Origin of the sequence: Meinhardsimonia xiamenensis, from assembly GCF_900102905.1 — a bacterium.
GTDB classification, from domain to species: Bacteria; Pseudomonadota; Alphaproteobacteria; order Rhodobacterales; family Rhodobacteraceae; genus Meinhardsimonia; species Meinhardsimonia xiamenensis.
In genome coordinates this window covers 62,153-82,232 of sequence record NZ_FNFV01000006.1, presented here as the reverse complement: position 1 = coordinate 82,232, position 20,080 = coordinate 62,153, and the positions used below count along the sequence as shown (strand labels likewise).

The 20,080-nt window shown below is 66.7% G+C and carries 22 protein-coding genes; all 22 read right to left on the bottom strand.

The genetic code is table 11. From position 1 onward, the window contains the following. Positions 1-9 precede the first annotated feature (9 nt). Positions 10-1,554 (bottom strand): NADH-quinone oxidoreductase subunit M, encoded by a 1,545-nt coding sequence (locus BLQ14_RS12875; protein ID WP_092500978.1) that lies wholly within the window; start codon positions 1,552-1,554, stop codon positions 10-12. Continuing rightward, positions 1,554-3,638 carry an NADH-quinone oxidoreductase subunit L gene (nuoL, locus tag BLQ14_RS12870; protein WP_092500977.1) on the bottom strand — a complete coding sequence of 695 codons (2,085 nt, stop codon included), beginning with the start codon at positions 3,636-3,638 and terminating at the stop codon, positions 1,554-1,556. The genes BLQ14_RS12875 and nuoL overlap by 1 nt, the downstream gene beginning before the upstream one ends. A gap of 6 nt (positions 3,639-3,644) precedes the next feature. Then, on the bottom strand, positions 3,645-3,950 hold the full coding sequence (gene nuoK, locus BLQ14_RS12865; protein WP_092500976.1) for an NADH-quinone oxidoreductase subunit NuoK: 306 nt from the start codon (positions 3,948-3,950) through the stop codon (positions 3,645-3,647). Between the two features lie 83 nt (positions 3,951-4,033). Further along, complete coding sequence (locus BLQ14_RS12860) at positions 4,034-4,648, bottom strand: NADH-quinone oxidoreductase subunit J (protein WP_092500975.1); 615 nt, start codon at positions 4,646-4,648, stop codon at positions 4,034-4,036. A 24-nt stretch (positions 4,649-4,672) separates the two neighbouring features. After that, positions 4,673-5,167 carry an NADH-quinone oxidoreductase subunit NuoI gene (gene nuoI / locus BLQ14_RS12855; protein ID WP_092500974.1) on the bottom strand — a complete coding sequence of 165 codons (495 nt, stop codon included), beginning with the start codon at positions 5,165-5,167 and terminating at the stop codon, positions 4,673-4,675. 219 nt (positions 5,168-5,386) lie between these two features. Next, complete coding sequence (gene nuoH / locus BLQ14_RS12850) at positions 5,387-6,427, bottom strand: NADH-quinone oxidoreductase subunit NuoH (protein ID WP_092500973.1); 1,041 nt, start codon at positions 6,425-6,427, stop codon at positions 5,387-5,389. 6 nt (positions 6,428-6,433) lie between these two features. Further along, positions 6,434-6,760, bottom strand: a complete 327-nt coding sequence (locus BLQ14_RS12845) for a hypothetical protein (protein WP_245657106.1) — start codon at positions 6,758-6,760, stop codon at positions 6,434-6,436. 112 nt (positions 6,761-6,872) lie between these two features. Further along, the gene (gene nuoG, locus BLQ14_RS12840) at positions 6,873-8,900 is read right to left on the bottom strand and encodes an NADH-quinone oxidoreductase subunit NuoG (RefSeq protein ID WP_092500971.1); all 2,028 of its coding nucleotides are present in this window, start codon (positions 8,898-8,900) and stop codon (positions 6,873-6,875) included. 68 nt (positions 8,901-8,968) lie between these two features. Next, positions 8,969-9,322 carry a hypothetical protein gene (locus tag BLQ14_RS15450; RefSeq protein ID WP_092500970.1) on the bottom strand — a complete coding sequence of 118 codons (354 nt, stop codon included), beginning with the start codon at positions 9,320-9,322 and terminating at the stop codon, positions 8,969-8,971. A gap of 5 nt (positions 9,323-9,327) precedes the next feature. Further along, positions 9,328-10,623, bottom strand: coding sequence for an NADH-quinone oxidoreductase subunit NuoF (nuoF, locus tag BLQ14_RS12830; RefSeq protein WP_092500969.1), 1,296 nt, complete (start codon positions 10,621-10,623; stop codon positions 9,328-9,330). A gap of 10 nt (positions 10,624-10,633) precedes the next feature. Next, complete coding sequence (locus tag BLQ14_RS12825) at positions 10,634-10,861, bottom strand: DUF5337 family protein (protein WP_092500968.1); 228 nt, start codon at positions 10,859-10,861, stop codon at positions 10,634-10,636. Positions 10,862-10,890: 29 nt separating this feature from the next. Further along, positions 10,891-11,643 (bottom strand): NADH-quinone oxidoreductase subunit E, encoded by a 753-nt coding sequence (locus BLQ14_RS15550; protein ID WP_245657105.1) that lies wholly within the window; start codon positions 11,641-11,643, stop codon positions 10,891-10,893. Positions 11,644-11,681: 38 nt separating this feature from the next. Further along, a complete protein-coding gene (locus tag BLQ14_RS12815; protein ID WP_092500967.1) occupies positions 11,682-12,821 on the bottom strand; it encodes an NADH-quinone oxidoreductase subunit E in 1,140 nt (379 codons plus the stop codon). Between the two features lie 73 nt (positions 12,822-12,894). Then, positions 12,895-13,179 (bottom strand): hypothetical protein, encoded by a 285-nt coding sequence (locus BLQ14_RS12810; RefSeq protein WP_092500966.1) that lies wholly within the window; start codon positions 13,177-13,179, stop codon positions 12,895-12,897. A gap of 43 nt (positions 13,180-13,222) precedes the next feature. Next, positions 13,223-14,437 (bottom strand): NADH-quinone oxidoreductase subunit D, encoded by a 1,215-nt coding sequence (locus BLQ14_RS12805; RefSeq protein WP_092500965.1) that lies wholly within the window; start codon positions 14,435-14,437, stop codon positions 13,223-13,225. 45 nt (positions 14,438-14,482) lie between these two features. Then, positions 14,483-14,689, bottom strand: a complete 207-nt coding sequence (locus tag BLQ14_RS12800) for a hypothetical protein (protein WP_245657104.1) — start codon at positions 14,687-14,689, stop codon at positions 14,483-14,485. Beyond that, on the bottom strand, positions 14,686-15,297 hold the full coding sequence (locus BLQ14_RS12795) for an NADH-quinone oxidoreductase subunit C (protein ID WP_092500964.1): 612 nt from the start codon (positions 15,295-15,297) through the stop codon (positions 14,686-14,688). Before BLQ14_RS12795 ends, BLQ14_RS12800 begins: the two co-directional genes overlap by 4 nt. Positions 15,298-15,308: 11 nt before the next feature. After that, complete coding sequence (locus tag BLQ14_RS12790; protein ID WP_092500963.1) at positions 15,309-15,842, bottom strand: NuoB/complex I 20 kDa subunit family protein; 534 nt, start codon at positions 15,840-15,842, stop codon at positions 15,309-15,311. After that, entirely contained in the window at positions 15,833-16,198 is a 366-nt protein-coding gene (locus tag BLQ14_RS12785) for an NADH-quinone oxidoreductase subunit A (RefSeq protein ID WP_092500962.1), read from the bottom strand. Before BLQ14_RS12785 ends, BLQ14_RS12790 begins: the two co-directional genes overlap by 10 nt. Positions 16,199-16,391: 193 nt before the next feature. After that, positions 16,392-16,973 carry a hypothetical protein gene (locus BLQ14_RS12780; RefSeq protein WP_092500961.1) on the bottom strand — a complete coding sequence of 194 codons (582 nt, stop codon included), beginning with the start codon at positions 16,971-16,973 and terminating at the stop codon, positions 16,392-16,394. After that, the gene (locus BLQ14_RS12775; protein ID WP_092500960.1) at positions 16,973-17,695 is read right to left on the bottom strand and encodes an alanyl-tRNA editing protein; all 723 of its coding nucleotides are present in this window, start codon (positions 17,693-17,695) and stop codon (positions 16,973-16,975) included. Before BLQ14_RS12775 ends, BLQ14_RS12780 begins: the two co-directional genes overlap by 1 nt. A gap of 5 nt (positions 17,696-17,700) precedes the next feature. Beyond that, on the bottom strand, positions 17,701-20,079 hold the full coding sequence (locus BLQ14_RS12770; RefSeq protein WP_092500959.1) for a DUF3772 domain-containing protein: 2,379 nt from the start codon (positions 20,077-20,079) through the stop codon (positions 17,701-17,703). Position 20,080: the final 1 nt, after the last annotated feature.

Here is a 20,080-nt window from a genome sequence, read left to right as displayed (position 1 = left end):
CGCAAATCCTCAGTTGTGCGCGAACATGGTCGCGGGCGCCTCCGGCCCGCCGACCGCGGTGTGATGTTGGCTGACGAGCGCCTGCGTGGAGGGCCCGATGATGTCGGTGACGAGGCTCGGATAGACCCCGAGGAGAAGCGTCATCGCCACGAGCGGCGCGAAGATCGCCTTCTCGCGCGCATTCATGTCGGTGATGGCCTTGAGGCTTTCCTTGATCAGGTCGCCGAGCACCACGCGCCGGTAGAGCCACAGCGCATAGGCCGCCGAGAGGATCACACCCGTGGCCGCCACCGCCGCCACCCAGGTATTGACCTGGAAGATGCCCATGAGCGTCAGGAACTCGCCCACGAAGCCCGAGGTGCCGGGCAGCCCGACGTTGGCCATCGTGAACAGCATGAACACCGCCGCATAGGCCGGCATCCGGTTCACGAGCCCGCCATAGGCGTCGATCTCGCGGGTGTGCATCCGGTCGTAGATGACGCCCACGCACAGGAAAAGTGCCCCGGAGACGAAGCCGTGGCTCAGCATCTGGAAGATGGCGCCGTCAAGCCCCTGCGCGTTGAAGGCGAAGATGCCCGCCGTGACATAGCCCATATGCGCGACCGACGAGTAGGCGATGAGTTTCTTCATGTCGGTCTGGGCAAGAGCGACGAGCGAGGTGTAGACCACCGCGATCGCCGAGAGCCACAAGACCAGCGGCGCCAGAAGCTCCGAGGCCACGGGGAACATCGGCACGGAAAAGCGCAGGAAACCGTAGCCCCCCATCTTCAGGAGGATCGCGGCCAGCACCACCGAGCCGGCGGTCGGCGCCTGAACGTGGGCGTCCGGCAGCCAGGTGTGCACCGGCCACATCGGCATCTTCACCGCGAAGGAGGCGAAGAAGGCGAGCCACAACAGCGTCTGCACGCCGCCGATGACGCGGAAGCCCAGAACCGAGAGCGTGTCCGAGGAGAACTGGTGGTTGAGGAGCGTCGGGATGTCGGTGGTGCCCGCATCGATGTACATGGCGATCATCGCCACCAGCATGAGCACCGAGCCGAGGAAGGTGTAGAGGAAGAACTTGAAGGCGGCATAGATGCGGTCCTTCCCGCCCCAGATGCCGATGATCAGGAACATCGGAATGAGGCCGCCCTCGAAGAAGAGGTAGAAGAGCACCAGATCGAGCGCGGTGAAGACGCCGATCATCAGCGTCTCGAGCACGAGGAAGGCGATCATGTATTCCTTCACCCGCACCCGCACGTCCCAGCAGGCGGCAATGGTCAGCGGCATGAGGAAGGTGGTGAGCAGCACGAAGAGGATGGAGATGCCGTCCACCCCCATCTTGTACTTCAACCCGAGGATCCAGTCGCGCTCCTCCACGAACTGAAAGCCGGTGTCGTTCGGGTCGAAGCCCGCGAGCAGGAAGAGCGAGGCGATGAAGGTGGCCGTGGTGGCGATCAGCGCCAGCCACTTGGCGTTGCGCTGCGCCGCCTCGTCCTCGCCGCGCAGGAACAGCGCCAGGATCGCCGCCGCCACCAGCGGCAGGAAGGTGACGATGGAGAGAAGGTTGGTCATCAGTGCGTCCCTCCGGCGATCATCAGCCAGGTCACGAGCGCGGTGATCCCGATGACCATCGCCAACGCATAGTGGAAGACATAGCCCGACTGGGCGCGCGCCGCGAGGCCGGTGAAGAAGGGCACCAACCGCATCGCCACGGTGTTGATCGTGCCGTCGATCACCCCGCCGTCACCGCGCCGCCAGAGCACATCCCCGAGCCAGAGCGCGGGCCGGACGAAGACGAAGTCGTAGATCTCGTCGAAGTACCACTTGTTGAGCAGGAACAGGTAGAGCGGGCGGTGGATCTCGGCGAGCCGCGCGGGCCATTCGGGGCGGCGGATGTAGAACATCCATGCCGTGAAGAGCCCCAGCAACATGGCGACGAAGGGCGAGAGCTTCACCCATTTCGGCGCGTGGTGGGCCTCGTCGAGCACGTGGTTGTCGGGGTGCATGTAGATTGCCCCCTGCCCCGGATGCCAGCCGATGACCTCGGCCTTGCCCTCCCCGGCCAAGCCATGCGCGCCCGTCTCGGTCTTGGCCTCGGCATGGGCCGGCGCCTCGGCATGGGCCGGAATGCCGAAGAAGGCGTTCACCTCCTCATGCTTGCCGAAGAAGGAGCCGTACCAGACCATGCCCGAGAAGATCGCCCCAAGGCTGAGGACGCCGAGCGGGATGAGCATGATCGGCGGGCTTTCATGGGCGTGCTCGTGGGTGTGCCTGTCGCCGCGCGGCTCGCCCCAGAAGGTCAGGAACATCAGTCGCCAGGAATAGAAGGAGGTGAAGACCGCCGCGATCACCAGAAGCCAGAAGGCGTAGTCGGCGGCCGCGCCCTCTCCGGCCCAGGCGCTCTCGATGATCGCATCCTTCGACAGGAAGCCGGCAAAGCCGATGGTGGTGAGCGGGATGCCGACGCCGGTGATCGCCAGCGTGCCGATCAGCATGGCCCAGAAGGTCAGCGGCATCTTGTGCCTCAACCCGCCGTAGCGGCGCATGTCCTGCTCGTGGTGCATGCCGTGGATGACCGAGCCCGCGCCAAGGAAGAGCAGCGCCTTGAAGAAGGCGTGGGTGAGGAGGTGGAACATCGCCACCGAATAGACACCGACGCCCGCGGCCACGAACATGTAGCCAAGCTGCGAGCAGGTCGAATAGGCGATCACCCGCTTGATGTCGTTCTGAACGAGGCCGACGGTGGCGGCAAAGAAGGCCGTCGAGGCGCCGATGATCACCACGATGGTCTTGGCGTCCGGCGCGAACTCGTAGAGCGGCGACATCCGGCAGACGAGGAACACCCCCGCCGTCACCATGGTCGCGGCATGGATCAGCGCCGAAACCGGCGTGGGGCCTTCCATCGCGTCGGGCAACCAGGTGTGCAGGAAGAGCTGCGCCGACTTGCCCATGGCGCCGATGAAGAGCAGGAACGCCACCAGATTGGCCGCGTTCCAGTCGCTCCAGAGGAAGGTCAGCCGTGTCTCGGCAAGCTCGGGCGCGGCGGTGAAGATCACGTCGAAGTCGATGGAGTCGACCAGAAAGAAGATCGCGAAGATGCCGAGCGCGAAGCCGAAGTCGCCGACCCGGTTGACGATGAAGGCCTTCATGGCGGCGGCATTGGCGCTTGGCTTGCGGAAGTAGAAGCCGATCAGAAGATAGGAGGCAACGCCCACGCCCTCCCAGCCGAAGAACATCTGCACGAGGTTGTCCGAGGTCACCAGCGCCAGCATCGCGAAGGTGAAGAAGGACAGATACGCAAAGAAGCGCGGCCGGTAGCTTTCGCCCTCGCGGAAGTTCTCGTCGTGGGCCATGTACCCGAAGGAGTAGAGATGCACGAAGGCCGAGACGGTGGTCACCACGATCAGCATGATCGCGGTCAGCCGGTCGAGCCGGATCGCCCAGTCGGTGGCGAGCGTGCCCGATTCGATGAAGCGGAACAGGCGCACCTGCTCGCTCACCCCGTCATGGCCGAGGAACACGACCCATGACAGGATCATGGCGAGGAAAAGAAGGCCCGTGGCCGTCCATTGCGCGGCGGCCTCGCCGATGACGCGCCAGCCGAAGCCGCAGATGACGGCGCCCAGAAGGGGCGCGAAGAGGATGATCGTCTCCATGCCGGATCAGCCTTTCATCACGTTGACGTCTTCGACGTCGATGGTGCCGCGGTTGCGGAAGAAGCAGACGAGAATGGCAAGCCCGATGGCCGCCTCGCCCGCCGCCACGGTGAGCACGAAAAGGGTGAAGATCTGGCCCACAAGATCGCCGAGGAAGGCGGAGAAGGCGACGAGGTTGATGTTGACGGCCAGAAGGATCAGCTCGATCGACATCAGAACGATGATGACGTTCTTGCGATTGACGAAGATGCCGAAGACGCCAATCACGAACAGCGTCGCGGCCACCGTCAGGTAATGCTCGAGCCCGATCATCCGGTCCCTCCGTATCCGTTCAAGTTCCGTCCTCGTCGCGCCGTTCTGCCGCGGCGCTGCGGGCCTCGGCCCAAGGCTTCAGCTCAAAGCCCCTGTCCCGGCCTGATGTCCTTCAGTTCCAGCGTCTTGGCCGGGTCGCGATACATCTGCGCCAGCACGTCCTGCCGCTTCACATCCTTGCGGTGGCGCAGGGTGAGCAGGATCGCCCCGATCATCGCCACCAGAAGGATCAGCCCGGCAAGCTGGAACAAGAGGATGTAGTCGTCATAGATGAGCCGCCCAAGCGCGGCGGTGTTGTGCAGCTCGGCCGGATCGGGCGCGGGCGCGGCGATGAGCGCGGGCGCATCGGGCGCAAAGGCCCAGTGGCCCACGGCCATGCCGAGCTCCATCAGGAGCACCACGCCGATCAACAGCGCCAGCGGCATGTAGCGCGCCATCTCCGCCTTCAGCTCGGCGAAATCGACGTCAAGCATCATCACCACGAAGAGGAAGAGCACCGCGACCGCGCCCACATAGACGATCATCAGGAGCATCGCCACGAACTCGGCACCGAGCAGCACGAACAGCCCCGCCGAGGAGATGAAGGCGAGGATGAGCCACAGCACCGAATGCACGGGGTTGCGCGAGATGACGGTGAAAAGCCCGCCCGCGACGGTGGCGAAGGCGAAGAGGTAGAAGGTGAAATCGGCGACGCTCATGGTCTCTTCCTCGTCCCTCGGCGCTCAGCGATAGGGAGCATCGAGCTCGATGTTGCGGGCGATCTCCGCCTCCCACATCTCGCCGTTCTCCAGAAGCTTCTCCTTGTTGTAGAAGAGCTCCTCGCGGGTTTCGGTGGCAAACTCGAAGTTCGGCCCCTCGACGATCGCATCCACCGGGCAGGCCTCCTGACAGAAGCCGCAGTAGATGCACTTGGTCATGTCGATGTCGTAGCGCGTGGTGCGGCGCGAGCCATCCTCTCGCGGCTCGGCGTCGATGGTGATGGCCTGGGCAGGGCAGATCGCCTCGCATAGCTTGCAGGCGATGCAGCGCTCCTCGCCGTTGGGATAGCGGCGCAGCGCATGCTCGCCGCGGAAGCGGGGCGAAAGCGGGCCCTTCTCGTGCGGGTAGTTCACCGTGGCCTTGGGCGCGAAGAAATACTTCATCCCCAGCCCGAAGCCCTTCAGGAAATCCCACAGCAGGAAGTATTTCGTGGCGCGGGTCCAGTCGATCTGGGTCATCGGCACGCTCCCTTTCGCAAAACGCCACCTTCATCGACAACAGCCGACGCACAACGAACGGCCATCCGCCCGACCGTCAGGCCGGGCAGCGCCCGCCCCGCCCCCATGGGCGGGCGCTTCCAGCGCCCACCCCGGGCCGGGCGCCGCCCTTCGCACCCATCAAGCAGGCTGGCAGCGGGCTGACCCGTGCGGCCCCGAATGCGCCTCACGCCATCCATCTCAGCCCCCCAGCATGTCCCAGCGCGCCCAGGCGCCGCCGAGAAGCTCATATTTCGCGAGGAAGGACACGATCACCACCCAACCGAGCGACATCGGCAGGAACACCTTCCAGCCCAGCCGCATGAGCTGGTCGTAGCGGTAGCGCGGGGTGATCGCCTTCATCATCGCGAAGAGGAAGAAGAAGAAGGCCATCTTCGCCACCATCCAGAGCGCCCCATCGGGCAGGCCCGGAATGGGCGAGAGCCAACCGCCGAAGAACAGAAGCGAGATGAGCGCGCACATCAGGAAGATGGCGATGTACTCGCCGGCCATGAACAGAAGGAAGGGCGTGGAGGAGTATTCCACCTGATAGCCCGCGACGAGCTCCGATTCCGCCTCGGGCAGGTCGAACGGCGGCCGGTTCGTCTCGGCGAGCGCCGAAATGAAGAACAGCGCCACCATCGGCAGGTGCGGCAGCCAGTACCAGGAGAAAAGCCCGTAGGCCCCGTCCTGGGCATGCACGATGTCGGTGAAGTTCATCGAACCCGTCGAGATGATGATGCCGATGATGATGAGCCCCAGCGACACCTCGTAGGAGATCATCTGCGCCGCCGATCTGAGCGAGCCGAGGAAGGGGTATTTCGAGTTCGACGCCCAGCCGCCCATGATCACGCCGTAGACCTCGAGCGAGGAGACGGCGAAGACGAAGAGGATGGCCACGTTGAGATCGGCCAGCACCCAGCCTTCGGAGAAGGGAATCACCGCCCAGGCCAGAATCGCCAGCACGAAGGAGATCATCGGCGCGAGCAGGAATACCGGCCGGTCGGCACCGGCGGGAATGACGATTTCCTTCACCACATACTTCAGCGCATCGGCGACCGACTGCAGAAGCCCCCAGGCGCCCACCACATTGGGCCCACGGCGCATCTGCACCGCCGCCCAGACCTTGCGGTCGCCGTAGACCAGAAACAGGAGCGAGATCATCACGAAGGAGATGATCAGCAGCCCCTGCGCCACGATCGTGAGCGCGATTCCGGCGTTCGTGTTCAGAAAATCGGCCATGTCCCCTCACACAGTCGGAATGCCGTTGTCCTTGCAGTTGGCCACCACGACCTCGGCGTCAATCGTCCGAAGCCCTTCGGGCAGCGCCGGCGAGACGGTGTAAACCGCATCTGCCCGCCAGATTCCAGCCTCTTCGTGGACATTCGTCCGCAAATGCCGCGCAAAGCCGTAGCCACGGATCAGCGCATACTGCGCCGCCGCGCATTCGCTGTAGGCGATGGCAGCGGCTCGCCCCTCTTGACCGCGCACGCGGGCCTCGAACTTGACGATGTCGTCATCGAGAAGCCGCGTCTCGAGACCGAGATATTCCACATCCTGCGCGGCCCCAGCCATCGCGGCACCTCCCGAAGGCCCGCCCGCACCCGCGACGCAACCGGCGCACAGCCCGGCAAGTCCGGCAGCGGCCGCGGCGCGTGCCGTTATGGGACGAACCCTCGGCATCGTCCTATTCGGCGGCCATCGCCCCGGCCTGCGTGCGCGCCCGCGCCCGCGCCGAAAGTTCGGCCATCACGGTGGAGGCACGAGCGATGGGGTTCGTCAGATAGAAATCCGCGATCGGGAGCGGGAAATCGCCCTCGCCGGGGCGCACGGCCGGCAACGGCTGCCACACGTTCTCCGGCACCCGGTCGATCTCGCGCAGATGCGGCACCTCCTCCCACAGCCGCGCGCGCAGCTCGGGCAGCGCGTTGAACGGCAGCGCATGGCCAAGCGTGCCGGAGAGCGCGCGGATGATGGCCCAGTTCTCCTTGGCCTCGCCCGGCGGGAAATTGGCGCGCACCGCCATCTGCGGGCGCCCCTCGGTGTTGACGAAGAGCCCCGGCTCCTCCGTCCATGCCGCGCCGGGCAGGATCACGTCGGCACGATGCGCCCCCCGATCCCCATGGCTGCCCTGATAGATGACGAAGGCGCCCTCGGGCAGCTCGATTTCGTCAACCCCAAGCGCATAGATCACATCGGCACGGTCGAGCGCGGCGTCGATGCCGCCCTCGGTGACGCAGCCCGCATCCATCGCGCCCACACGCGCGGCGGCGGTGTGGAGAATGAGAAGCTTCGAGCCGGACACTTCGGCGAGCTTCATCGCCTGACCGAGCACCGCCTCGCCGTCTGGGCCCATCAGCGCCCCCTGCCCCACGATGACGATGGAGCGCTTCTCCTTCGCTGCGCCCGGCACGCCCCGTGCCGCGGCCTCGGTCAGCGCCGCGCGGCCCGTGCCCATGTGGTGATAGTCGTAGGTGAGATCGACCTTCGGCCCGATCACCGCCACCTCGGCCCCGGCGAGCCAGGCCTTGCGGATGCGCGCATTCAGCACCGGCGCCTCGTCGCGCGGGTTGGTGCCGACCAGCAGGATCATCTCGGCGCTGTCGATCTCCTCGATCCGCGCCGTGCCGACATAGCCCGAACGGTTCCCCGCCGGCAGCTTGGCGCCGTCCACCCGGCATTCCACCACGCCGCCGAGACCGTGCACGAGCTCCCGCAGCGCATAGGCCGCCTCCACGGGCGCGAGATCGCCGACGAGCCCCGCAACCTTCTTCGCGCCCTTGAGCGCGCGCGCCGCAGCCTCGAGCGCCTCGTCCCAGTCGGCGGGCCTGAGCCGCCCGTTCTCGCGGATGTAGGGGCGGTCGAGCCGCTGGCGGCGCAGCCCGTCCCAGACGAAACGGGTCTTGTCGGAAATCCACTCCTCGTTCACCCCGTCGTGGTTGCGCGGCAGGATGCGCATCACCTGCCGGCCCTTCACATCGACGCGGATGTTCGACCCCAGCGCATCCATCACGTCGATGGTCTCGGTCTTGGTCAGCTCCCAGGGCCGGGCGGTGAAGGCGTAAGGTTTCGAGACCAGCGCGCCCACCGGGCAGAGGTCGATGATGTTGCCCTGCAGGTTCGAATCGATGGTCTTGCCGAGATAGGTGGTGATCTCGGCATCCTCGCCGCGGCCGGTCTGACCCATGTCGTAGACGCCGGCCACTTCCGTGGTGAAACGCACGCAGCGGGTGCAGGAGATGCAGCGCGTCATGTGCGTCTCGACCAAGGGCCCGAGGTCGAGATCATCCACCGCCCGCTTGGGCTCGCGGTAGCGCGAGAAATCCACGCCATAGGCCATCGCCTGATCCTGAAGGTCGCACTCGCCGCCCTGATCGCAGATCGGGCAGTCGAGCGGGTGGTTGATCAGGAGAAACTCCATCACCCCCTCGCGCGCCTTCTTCACCATCGGCGAATTGGTGCGCACCTCGGGCGGCTGGCCCTCGGGGCCGGGGCGCAGATCGCGCACCTGCATCGCACAGGAGGCCGCGGGCTTGGGCGGGCCGCCGACGATTTCCACGAGGCACATCCGGCAGTTGCCGGCGATCGACAGCCGCTCGTGATAGCAGAAGCGCGGAATCTCGATGCCCGCCTGCTCGCAGGCCTGGATCAGCGTCATTGCCGGATCGACCTCGATCTCGCGGCCGTCGATGATGATCTTGCGCGTCTCGCTCATGGCTTCATCCCGTCATCCCTGCCGCGACGCGGCCGGTCATTCCCTGCAACTGCGCGCGCGCCCCGGCCCTAGCGGGCGGTGCAGCGCCCGCTCATCGTCAATGCCCCATCCTCCAGCACGATCTGATCGGCCGGAAGATCGGGGCCCGCCGTCCATTCCATGTCGGAGGCGCCGAAATTGTAGAGGCAATAGGCCACCGCCTCGTAGCGGCCCGCCTCCTGCGCCGCCTCGATGTTGCGTGCCGCCTCGCGCACCACCACGGTGAAGGCGCGCCGGTCATCGGCCGAGGCGGTCAGCTTGGCATCGAACTTCAAGCCCCCGAAGCTGGCCTCGCCCGTCCCCTCGCCCTGGCCAAACAGCCGGCCGCAGGCCGAAAGCGCCAGAAGTGCGCAAATTCCCAGGATCACCCCGCGCCCCGTCATGCCGCCTACTCCGCCGCCACCGCGCTCACGCGGCCCGTCTTTGCCGCGCGGATGCGGTCCTCGATCTCGTCCCGGAAGTTGCGGATGAGTCCCTGGATCGGCCACGCCGCCGCATCGCCAAGCGCGCAGATGGTGTGGCCCTCAACCTGCTTCGAGACGTCGTAGAGCATGTCGATCTCCTCGATCTCGGCCTCGCCCTTCACCAGCCGCTCCATCACCCGCATCATCCAGCCCGTGCCCTCACGGCAGGGCGTGCACTGGCCGCAGGACTCGTGCTTGTAGAACTTCGACAGCCGCCAGATCGCCTTGATGATGTCGGTCGACTGGTCCATGACGATCACCGCCGCCGTGCCGAGGCTCGAGCCCTTCTCGCGCAGCGCGTCGAAATCCATGATCGCGTCGCGCATGTCCTCGCCGCGCACGCAGGGCACCGAGGAGCCGCCGGGAATCACCGCCTTGAGGTTCTTCCAGCCGCCGCGAATGCCGCCGCAGTGCTTCTCGATCAGCTCCTCGAAGGAGATCGACATGGACTCCTCGACAACGCAGGGGTTGTTCACATGGCCGGAAATGGCGAAGATCTTCGTGCCCGAGTTGTTCGGCCGGCCGAAGGACGCGAACCAGTCGGCGCCCCGGCGCAAGATGGTCGGCACCACCGCAATCGACTCGACGTTGTTGACGGTGGTCGGGCAGCCGTAGAGCCCGGCGCCGGCGGGGAACGGCGGCTTCATCCGCGGCATGCCCTTCTTGCCCTCGAGGCTTTCCAGAAGCGCGGTTTCCTCCCCGCAGATGTAGGCGCCGGCGCCGTGGTGCACGAACAGGTCGAAGTCCCACCCCGAGCCGCAGGCATTCTTGCCGATCAGCCCTGCGTCATAGCACTCGTCGATCGCCGCCTGCAGCGCCTCGCGCTCGCGGATGTATTCGCCGCGGATGTAGATGTAGGCGGTGTGCGCGCCCATGGCGAAGGAGGCGATCAGCGCGCCCTCGATCAGGGTGTGTGGATCGTGGCGCATGATCTCCCGGTCCTTGCAGGTGCCGGGCTCGGACTCGTCGGCGTTGATCACGAGATAGGCCGGCCGGCCATCCGACTCCTTGGGCATGAAGGACCACTTCAGCCCGGTCGGAAACCCCGCCCCCCCGCGACCGCGCAGGCCGCTCGCCTTGACCTCGTCGATGATCCAGTCCCGCCCCTTGGCAAGGATGTCCTTCGTGCCGTCCCAGTGGCCGCGGGCGCGGGCGCCGGCGAGGCTGCGGTCATGCATGCCGTAGAGGTTGGTGAAAATCCGGTCCTTGTCGCTCAGCATCGGCCTTCCTTCACTTGTCGTCCCGGCTCTGGCGCCACAGCCGCCAGCCCACGATCAGCGCCCAGAGAAACGCCGCCAGCGCGGCGAAGTCGAACAGGAACGCGTAGCGCGGCGGCAGTCCAAGCTTGCCCCCGAGCCACTGCGCCGCGAGCCAAAGCACCGCCGTGACGGCGATTACCGCCGCCACCAGCCGCCCCTGTCGCGCGAGCGAGCGCTCCCTGTCCGACCCGCCGCTCATTCACCCGTTTTCCCCGCGCGTCAACCGCTTCAATGGACATCCCCCTTCTTTACGCGGGCCGCAAACTCGGTGGTGCCGCCCTCTGCCAGGATCTTTGCCTGCTCCACCCAGTTGTCACGGCTCACACGCCCCTTGAAGCCGGGGAGGTTCTCGTCAACCCACGCCACCTCGGCTTCGGTCCAGGCGGCAATCTGATCGAAGTGATAGACGCCCATCTCGTTGAGCATCTTCTCGAGCTTGGGCCCGATCCCCTTGATCAATTTCAGGTCATCCGGCCCACCCTCGCGCGGGGCCGAGAGGAAGGCGGGCTTTGCCGGCGCGGGGGGCGCTGCCTTGTCCTCGGCAGCGGGTGCGGGCGCCGCCGACGTGGGCTCGCGCGCGGGCGCAGGCGGCGCCGACGTCGGCTCGGGCGCAGGCGATGGAGGCGCCGCCTTCGGCGCGTCTGCCGAAGCGGGCGTTGCAGCCGTCGCCTGCGAGGCAGGCGCTGGCGGCGCGGGCTTTTCCGCGGGCGCGGCTCCGGGCGCGGCTTGCGAAGGTTCTGCCGCTGGCGCCGCCGCGCGTTCAGCCGATGACGGCGCCGCGGCTTCCTGACCGCCTGATCGCGGCTCGCCCCTCCGGTAGAGAAGCACCAGCGCCACGGCCACGGCAACAATGACGCCCCACAGCAAGGCGCCCCAGAAACCGGCGCCGAAGATCAGCCACAGGATGACGAGTACGATGAGGCCGGCCAGCCCGGCCGGCAGCAGCACCGCATTAAGGGACCGTTCGTTGCGCGTGGTCATTTCAACCCCCCATGTCGCGTTCTGGTCTTTTCGGTCCCTCAATACTTAGCGCGTCTGGAAAACTCTGTCTCGCCTCCCGATGCCAGGATCTTCGCCTGCTCGACCCACTTGTCGCGGCTCACGCGCCCCTTGAAGCCTTCCAGATGTTCGTCGACCCAGGCGATCTCGTCCTCGGTCCATGTGGCGATCTGATCGAAATGATAGAAGCCCAGACTGTTGAGAAGCTGCTCGAGCTTGGGCCCCACACCCTTGATTTTCTTGAGATCGTCAGGCTTGCCGTCGCGCGGGGCGGCAAGCCCTTCGGGGCGGCGACCGATGGGCTGTTCGCCCTCTGCGCGCGGGGGCTCCCCGGCCGGGCGAACCGGCGCTTCGCGCGTGTCCACGCCTGTCTCGTCCACCGGATGACCGGAGGCCGGGCGCGGCTCGGGCGCCTCCGGCGCGGCGGCGGGCCGCTCGGGGCGGCCGCTGCCGCCCTCGAGCCACGGCGTGCGCAGCGGCTCTTCGCTGCCGTCGATGCGCTTGATGGTGTCGCCCAGATCGACGGCCCGCTGCACCGAAGCGTTGTACTTCGTGCGACCCGATTCGTATTCGCCGAGGCTCGTGAGGCCCGAAAGCGGCTCGGAGGCGTAGCGGCCGTTCTGCGGCCCCGGCACCGGCACGCGCCCCGCCGCCAGCTCGTCGAGGATTTCGGCAAAGCGCTCGGCCGTCAGATCCTCGTAATAGTCCTTGCCGATCTGCACCATCGGCGCGTTGGCACAGGCGCCGAGGCACTCGACCTCCTCCCAGGAGAACTTCCCGTCGGCCGAAAGCTGGTGCGGCTCGGGCGCGATCTTTTCGCGGCAGACGGCGATCAGGTCCTCCGCCCCGCAAATCATGCACGACGTGGTGCCGCAGACCTGCACATGCGCCACCGAACCCACCGGCTGGAGCTGGAACATGAAGTAGAAGGTCGCCACCTCGAGCGCCCGGATGTAGGGCATGCCGAGCAGGTCGGCGACGTATTCGATCGCCGGGCGGGTGAGCCAGCCCTCCTGCTCCTGCGCGCGCCACAGGAGAGGGATGATCGCCGACGCCTGCCGCCCCGGCGGATACTTGGTGATCTGCGCCTCCGCCCAAGCCCGGTTCTCGGGCGTGAATTCGAAGCTTTCCGGTTGCTCGTGGTGCAGGCGTCGCAGCATCAAGAAACCCCTTCCTTCACAACGCGCGCACTCGGCGCGCCACGGCCGGCGGCTCGCGCGCCGACGCTTCTCGTCAGTTCTTCCCGGCGCAGGGCCCCGCGGTGATGCGGATGCCCCCCTCGGGCAATCTCTCCGCCCGCCCGGCGCCAAGCGCGGCACCGGCGAGCCTCAGAACCTCCTCGCGGCTCAGCGCGGCCTGAAAGGCCACCGCGTCATAGTCCTCGACGGTCACGAGCCGGCAGTCGAGCGTCTCGGCCGCCACCTCGAAGGCCTCGCGGTCCGCCGGCTCCAGCCCCTCGGGCAGCCCGGCGCATCCCGCAACGAGGAGCGCCACGCCAAGCCGCGCCGCCGCCCTCATGCGGGGCGCCCTTCCAGAATCCACCCGGCCGCCGCGCCTGCCATCAGCGGTCGATCTCCCCGAAGACGATATCGAGCGTGCCGATGATGGCCGCCACATCCGCCAGCATGTGCCCCTTGGAGAGGTGGTCCATCGCCTGCAGATGCAGAAAGCCCGGCGCGCGCAGCTTCACCCGGTAAGGCTTGTTGGTGCCGTCGGCGACCAGATAGACGCCGAACTCGCCCTTCGGCGCCTCGACCGCGGCGTAGACCTCGCCCGCCGGCACACGGAAGCCCTCGGTGTAGAGCTTGAAGTGATGGATGAGCGCCTCCATCGAGCGCTTCATCTCGCCGCGCTTCGGTGGCGCGATCTTGCCGCGGGCGAGCACATCGGTCTGCGCCTCGGGCTGGCGCAGCTTCTCCAGCGCCTGCAGGATGATCTTCGTCGACTCGCGCATCTCGGCCATGCGCACGAGATAGCGGTCATAGCAGTCGCCGTTCTTGCCGACCGGAACGAGGAAGTCGAACTCGTCGTAGCACTCGTAGGGCTGGGCGCGCCGCAGATCCCACGCCAGCCCCGAGCCGCGCACCATCACCCCCGAAAAGCCCCAGTCGAGCGCCTCCTCGGGGCTGACCACGGCGATATCGACGTTGCGCTGCTTGAAGATGCGGTTCTCCGTCAAGAGCCCTTCGAGATCGTCGAGCACCTTCGGGAACGCCTCGGCCCATTCGCCGATGTCGTCGAGAAGCTGCGGCGGCAGGTCCTGGTGCACCCCGCCGGGGCGGAAATAGGCCGCATGCAGCCGCGCCCCGCAGGCCCGCTCGTAGAACACCATGAGCTTCTCGCGCTCCTCGAAGCCCCACAACGGCGGGGTGAGCGCGCCCACGTCCATCGCCTGCGTGGTGACGTTGAGCAGGTGATTCAGGATCCGCCCGATCTCCGAGTAAAGCACCCGGATCAGCGAGGCCCGGCGTGGCACCCTGACGCCCACGAGCTTCTCGATCGCAAGGCAGTAGGCATGCTCCTGGTTCATCGGCGCGACATAGTCGAGCCGGTCGAGGTAGGGCAGGTTCTGCAGATAGGTGCGGCTCTCCATCAGCTTCTCGGTGCCGCGATGCAGCAGCCCGATGTGCGGGTCGGCGCGCTCGACGACCTCGCCGTCAAGCTCCAGCACCAGCCGCAGAACACCATGCGCCGCAGGGTGTTGCGGGCCAAAGTTGATGTTGAAATTGCGGATCCTCTGCTCGCCGGTCAGCGCGTCGCCGAAGTTTCCGTCCATCGCCTCATACCTCGCATGGGCCGCTTCGGAGGCGGCCTCCACCTGTCAGCCGCGCCGCCCGCCAAGTTCGTCGCGGAAGGCCATTACCCACAACAGGATCAGCGCCCCCAGCGGAAAGATTGCCACCAGCGCCACCCAGTTGGGGATGCCAAAGCGCGGCAGGAGCCGCCAGAACGGCACCACCACCAGAACCGCATAGATCAAGAACCAGACAAGGCCGCCCGGCCCCGACCACCACATGCCACCCATCATTTCGTGCCCTCCCCGGCCCGTTCATCCCCCGGCAGGATGTATTTCGCCCCTTCCCAGGGGCTCATGAAGTCGAACTGTCGGTATTCCTGCACAAGCTCCACGGGCTCGTAGACCACGCGCTTCTCGTCCTCGTCCCAGCGCACCTCGACATAGCCGGTGGTGGGAAAATCCTTGCGCAAGGGATAGCCGCGGAAGCCGTAATCGGTGAGGATCCGGCGCAGGTCCGGGTGGCCGGCGAAGAGGATGCCGAACATGTCGAACACCTCGCGCTCGAACCAGTTGGCCGCCGGATAGACCTCGACGATCGATTGCGCCATCTCGCCTTCGCGCAGCGCATATTTCACCCTGATGCGCTGGTTCATGTGCATCGACAGCAGGTGATACACCACGTCGAAGCGCGCCTCGCGCTCGGGGTGGTCCACGGCGGTGATGTCGACGAGCGTGCGGAACAGGCAGGTGTCGTTGGTCTTCAGGTACTCCATGAAACCGACGACGGCGCTCGGCGCGATCTCCACCGTCAGCTCGCCATGGGACACCGCCCAGGAGAGCACGCAGTCGGGCCGCGCCGCCTCGATCTGGGCGCCGAGTTCGCGCAGGGCTTCGCTCATCGCTGTCCTCGCTATCTGGTCAGGGTGCCGGTGCGGCGGATCTTCCGCTGCAGCGCCATGATGCCGTAGACCAGCGCCTCGGCCGTGGGCGGACAGCCGGGCACATAGATGTCAACCGGCACGATGCGGTCGCAGCCGCGCACCACCGAGTAGCTGTAGTGATAGTATCCCCCGCCATTGGCGCAGGAGCCCATGGAGATGACGTAGCGCGGCTCGGGCATCTGGTCGTAGACCTTGCGCAGCGCGGGCGCCATCTTGTTGGTCAGCGTGCCGGCCACGATCATCAGGTCGGACTGGCGCGGAGAGGCGCGCGGCGCGGTGCCGAAGCGCTCGAGATCATAACGCGGCATGGAGGCGTGCATCATCTCAACCGCGCAGCAGGCGAGGCCGAAGGTCATCCAGTGGAGCGAGCCCGTGCGCGCCCAGTTGATGATGTCCTCGGTGGTGGTCAGCAGGAACCCCTTGTCGGTGACCTCCCGGCTCAGCCGTTCGGCGCCGATCTCGCGGTCGAAACCCGCGTCGTTCAGGGCGGTGCTCACTCCCATGTCATCGCCCCCTTCTTCCATTCATAGGCGAAACCGATGGTCAGGACCCCGAGGAACACCATCATCGACCAGAATGCCACATCGCTCAGCGCCCCGAAGGCCACCGCCCAGGGGAAGAGGAAGGCGATCTCCAGATCGAAGATGATGAACAGGATCGAGACCAGATAGAAGCGCACGTCGAACTTCATGCGCGCGTCGTCGAAGGCATTGAAGCCGCATTCATAGGCCGACACCTTTTCAGGGTCGGGATTGCGCACGGCAATGACCGCCGCAGCAAGGATCAGGACCAGCCCAAGCCCGATTGCCAGGCACAGGAAGATCAGGATCGGCAGGTATTCTCTGAGGAGGTCTTCCACCGAAATTCTCCTTGGTCTCGCAGCCGCGCGGCACTCTCTCCGGCCTCATCGCCACGCCGCCGGCGCGCGCGGTGCAACCTACGCCCCGCGCCCCGGACGGTCAACCGAAGCGGCGCGCTTCGCCGCCGCCTTCTATACGTTCACGCGCGGGAATCCAGATCAAATGCGCATGTCGCGGCGGCGGCTGCGCAAACTACTCGAGGTCGGCGTTGTTGGCCTTGATCGCGGCAAGCACCGCCTCCTCGTCCTCGGTGTCGATGCGGCCCAGAAGATCGCGGCGCATCCAGTAGGTCAACACCGCCACCGCACGCATGATCTCGCGCCGCTCCGCCTCGTCCACCAGCACGTCGTGGCCGGCGGTATCGAGGCGGGCGAGCACATCCGAGAAGCGATCTATGACCTCGGCGCTGGCCACCATGGCGAGCTTGTGGTTGAGCACCCGCAGATCGGCCAGCGCCGCGGGATCAAGCCGCCCCTTCTCGACGATCTCGCCGATGTGGTCGATCAGCGCGTTGTAGATCTGCGCCTTGCGGTCGAGAAGCAGGACCTGCCCCTCCTTGCGCAGCTCCAGATCGGTCTGCTGAATCAGAAGGAGCGCCGTGATCAGCACCGTGGCGATCGCCCCGATGAAGACCAGCAGCATCTCCTGGCTGAACGGAAAGTCGCCCGCCACCTCGTAGAAGTAGCGGAACACCAGGTATCCGGCGAGAAGGGTGACGGCCAGAAGCCCCGACAGCACCAACCGGCTGTGAAGGAAGACGCGCAGCCGAGCCATCAGTTCTCCAGCAGATGAACGGTGACGCGCCGGTTCTGCCTGCCCTTCTTCTCGATCTTGCCGAGCCTGAGCGGGCCGATCTCGCCTGTGCGCGCCACATGGGTGCCGCCGCAGGGCTGCAGGTCGACGGTTTCGTCTTCATCGCCAATGCGGATGAGCCGCACGCGCCCCTGCCCCATCGGCGGCATGACCGACATGGTCTTCACAAGGCCCGGATTTGCGGCGAGCTCGGCGTCGGTTATCCACTCCTCGCGCACTTCGAGATCGCGACCGACGAGCGCATTGAGCGCCTCCTCGAGCGCATCGCGATCCTGCGGCGCCTCGGGCATGTCGAAGTCGAGCCGGCCCTTGCCGGCCGAAATGGCGCCCCCCGTCACCGGCAAGGGGATCACGACCGACAACAGATGCAGGGCGGTGTGCACGCGCATGTGCGCATGGCGCCGCACCCAGTCGAGCTCCATGTGAATCTCGGCTCCCGGCCGGGGCAGCGCCGCTCCCTCGGCCGGGATCAGGAGCACCGCTCCGCCCTCTCCCTTGACGGTATCGGCAATCGTCGCCGCGCCGCCTTCCCAGCGGATGACGCCACTGTCGCCGGGCTGTCCGCCGCCGCGCGGGAAGAAGATGCTGGCCTCGGGGATGATCGCCCCCTCCTCGGTGACGGCGGCTACCCGCGTCAGCGCCTCGCGCGCATAGGCGTCGCGGTGATAGAGCGGCTCGGTCATGCGCCCTACCTTCCCGGGGTGGCGTCGCGCGCCGGCCGCGTCAGAGCGGCGGCGACATCCTCGGGGTTCTTCAGCCACACATCCCTTTGCGGAAAGGGGATCTGAATGCCTTCCTCGGTCAGCCGCGCATATATGCGGTGGTTGAGCTCGTTGCGGATCGAGAGCATCTGGTTGACGTCATAGATCACCGCACGGATCACGAAGTTCAGCGAATCGGCCCCGAACTCCTCGAAGGTCACCCGCGGCGGCGGATCGCGCAGCACCATGTCATGGGAAGACACGATCTCGGTGAGGATCTCCTCCACCTTTCGCGTGTCGCTGCCATAGGCCACCCCGATCCGCAGCACCACCCGCCCAAGCAGGTTGCCGCGGGTCCAGTTGACCACCGCGCTCGAGATGAAATCGGCGTTCGGAACGATCACCAGCTGGCGGTCGAAGGTCTCGATCCGGGTCGAACGCACAGAGATCGACTTCACCGTGCCCATGTGCCCGCCGACCTCGACCCAGTCGCCCTCGGCGATGGGCCGCTCGATGAGCAGGATGATGCCGGAGACGAAGTTCGAGACGATGTTCTGCAGGCCGAAACCGATACCGACCGAAAGCGCACCGGCGACCAGCGCCAGCGACGAGAGGTCGAGCCCGGTGGTGCTGATCGCAAACAGCGCCGCCAGCACCACACCCACATAACCGACCCCCGCGACGATGGCGTTCTGCGCCCCCGGCTCGATGCGCGTCTTGGGCAGGATCGTCGTGCGCAGCGCATTCTGCACCAGCCGCGTGAGCATGTAGCCCACCGTGAACACCACGACGAGCATCACGAAATCGCCGGGCTGGATGCGCGTCTCCCCGATCTGGAAGCCCGTGCGCAGCCGCATCCAGTATTCGGCCAGCGTCGCCGGGCGGGTGCCCCAGATCAGCGCGAACACCGGAAGCGAGCCCAGCACGGCGAGCGAGGTGAAGATGATCGGGACGAGGGAATTCTGCGCCTGGGCCCGGTCCACACGGGCGATCAGCCGGTAAAACTCCAGCGAAATGTTGTGGAAGATCGCCAGAATCCCGAGGAGCAGCAGGCTCTCTCCGGCCGGAAACAGCGAGCGCAGCGCGAGGTTGGTGTACCCGGCGGCGGCGGCGAGCGGCGCGAAGAGGCCGACCGCCATGAGCGCCCGGGCGACGATGAGAATCGCGGAGGTCTGGAATCCCGGATCGTTGTGCTGCGCCTCCCGCGCCATCAGCCGCCCCAGAAGGAACAGGAGCGCCCCCTCGAGCACGATGCCGGGGAAATAGGCCACCGCCACGATTTCGAGGTCGTAGTCCACCGCCTCGGCCAGGGACACCAGCGCCGAGTGCAGACCGAAGACCAGCGCGGCGAGGGTGGCGAGCTGCCGCGCGCGCAGCCGACTGGAGGCCTGCATCTTCGGCAGGATCGGCGAGGGCAGCGCGCTGGGAAAGACCCTTTCGGCCACCCACAGCGCAAGCGTGATCGCCAGAACCAGGATCGGCGCGGCCTCGAGAATGGCGCCCAGCCTGAGCCCCGGCAGGCCGGTGTCGTTCAAAAGCCGCACGATCGCATAGACGCCGGCGGTGGGCAGCGCCACCTCACCGAACGAGGCAACCAGCGCCGGCAAGTCGTTGTCAAAGCGCTCCTGCCATCGCGCCGCCAGCCGACCAGCCCATTTGCGCCCCCGGAGCAGCAAGGCAAGGGCCACGAGGAAGACCCCAAGCCGCAGCGGGAGATCCTCGCCAAGCTGCCCGGATGCCGAAAGACGCTTCCAGTTGCTGGCAACCTCGCCCTGCAGCGCCACCCAGGAGCGTTGCAGACGCAGCAGCGCGGGAGGCCAGTTGACCGGATTGAGCGGCGAGACGCTGCGGGTCAGCAGCTTCTCGGCCCGGCGCGCCGCGAGAAGCTTGTCGATCTCGCGGATCAGCCCCTCGGCGCGCTGAAATGCCTCCTCGGCGCGGCGCACCGGCGCCTTCAGCTCCTCGAGCTGGCGCTGAAGTTCGGCCCGTCGCGCGGCGACGTCCTCAGGCTCGCTCTCCCCTTCGGCCGGCGGCGGGCCGAGCGCGGCCAGCTGACGCTCGACGGTCTCGATGCGGTCGGCATTGAACTTCTGCGCCGCCTCGAAACGCGCGCGCCACGTCACGAGTTCGGCCCGGAGCTCCTCATAGGCCCGATCCGAGGCGCCGGCGCTGCGCACCGCATCCTCGGCGCGGCTGGCCACGCGCTCCCATGCCTCATAGTCGGGCAGCTCGCCCGTCTGGGTCTGCGCCAGCGCGACCGCGCCGGAGAACGCGCCCGGCCCCTGCCCCGGCACGCTCGCGGCAAGGAGCAGCACGAGCGCAAGGACCAGCCTTCGCAGCGCGCGCCCCGTGGCCCAACAAGCCATG

Excerpts from the sequence above, each read along its gene's own strand:
- BLQ14_RS12770 (WP_092500959.1), bottom strand. The coding sequence starts at position 20,079 with ATGGCTTGTTGGGCCACGGGGCGCGCGCTGCGAAGGCTGGTCCTTGCG.
- BLQ14_RS12860 (WP_092500975.1), bottom strand. The coding sequence starts at position 4,648 with ATGAGCGTCGCCGATTTCACCTTCTACCTCTTCGCCTTCGCCACCGTC.
- BLQ14_RS15550 (WP_245657105.1), bottom strand. The coding sequence starts at position 11,643 with ATGACCACGCGCAACGAACGGTCCCTTAATGCGGTGCTGCTGCCGGCC.
- BLQ14_RS12810 (WP_092500966.1), bottom strand. The coding sequence starts at position 13,179 with ATGAGGGCGGCGGCGCGGCTTGGCGTGGCGCTCCTCGTTGCGGGATGC.
- BLQ14_RS12875 (WP_092500978.1), bottom strand. The coding sequence starts at position 1,554 with ATGACCAACCTTCTCTCCATCGTCACCTTCCTGCCGCTGGTGGCGGCG.
- BLQ14_RS12775 (WP_092500960.1), bottom strand. The coding sequence starts at position 17,695 with ATGACCGAGCCGCTCTATCACCGCGACGCCTATGCGCGCGAGGCGCTG.
- BLQ14_RS15450 (WP_092500970.1), bottom strand. The coding sequence starts at position 9,322 with ATGACGGGGCGCGGGGTGATCCTGGGAATTTGCGCACTTCTGGCGCTT.
- nuoG (WP_092500971.1), bottom strand. The coding sequence starts at position 8,900 with ATGAGCGAGACGCGCAAGATCATCATCGACGGCCGCGAGATCGAGGTC.
- BLQ14_RS12815 (WP_092500967.1), bottom strand. The coding sequence starts at position 12,821 with ATGCTGCGACGCCTGCACCACGAGCAACCGGAAAGCTTCGAATTCACG.
- BLQ14_RS12790 (WP_092500963.1), bottom strand. The coding sequence starts at position 15,842 with ATGGGAGTGAGCACCGCCCTGAACGACGCGGGTTTCGACCGCGAGATC.
- BLQ14_RS12845 (WP_245657106.1), bottom strand. The coding sequence starts at position 6,760 with ATGGCTGGGGCCGCGCAGGATGTGGAATATCTCGGTCTCGAGACGCGG.
- BLQ14_RS12795 (WP_092500964.1), bottom strand. The coding sequence starts at position 15,297 with ATGAGCGAAGCCCTGCGCGAACTCGGCGCCCAGATCGAGGCGGCGCGG.
- nuoI (WP_092500974.1), bottom strand. The coding sequence starts at position 5,167 with ATGACCCAGATCGACTGGACCCGCGCCACGAAATACTTCCTGCTGTGG.
- BLQ14_RS12805 (WP_092500965.1), bottom strand. The coding sequence starts at position 14,437 with ATGGACGGAAACTTCGGCGACGCGCTGACCGGCGAGCAGAGGATCCGC.
- BLQ14_RS12780 (WP_092500961.1), bottom strand. The coding sequence starts at position 16,973 with ATGGCTCGGCTGCGCGTCTTCCTTCACAGCCGGTTGGTGCTGTCGGGG.
- nuoL (WP_092500977.1), bottom strand. The coding sequence starts at position 3,638 with ATGGAGACGATCATCCTCTTCGCGCCCCTTCTGGGCGCCGTCATCTGC.
- nuoF (WP_092500969.1), bottom strand. The coding sequence starts at position 10,623 with ATGCTGAGCGACAAGGACCGGATTTTCACCAACCTCTACGGCATGCAT.
- nuoH (WP_092500973.1), bottom strand. The coding sequence starts at position 6,427 with ATGGCCGATTTTCTGAACACGAACGCCGGAATCGCGCTCACGATCGTG.
- BLQ14_RS12825 (WP_092500968.1), bottom strand. The coding sequence starts at position 10,861 with ATGAGCGGCGGGTCGGACAGGGAGCGCTCGCTCGCGCGACAGGGGCGG.
- nuoK (WP_092500976.1), bottom strand. The coding sequence starts at position 3,950 with ATGATCGGGCTCGAGCATTACCTGACGGTGGCCGCGACGCTGTTCGTG.
- BLQ14_RS12800 (WP_245657104.1), bottom strand. The coding sequence starts at position 14,689 with ATGATGGGTGGCATGTGGTGGTCGGGGCCGGGCGGCCTTGTCTGGTTC.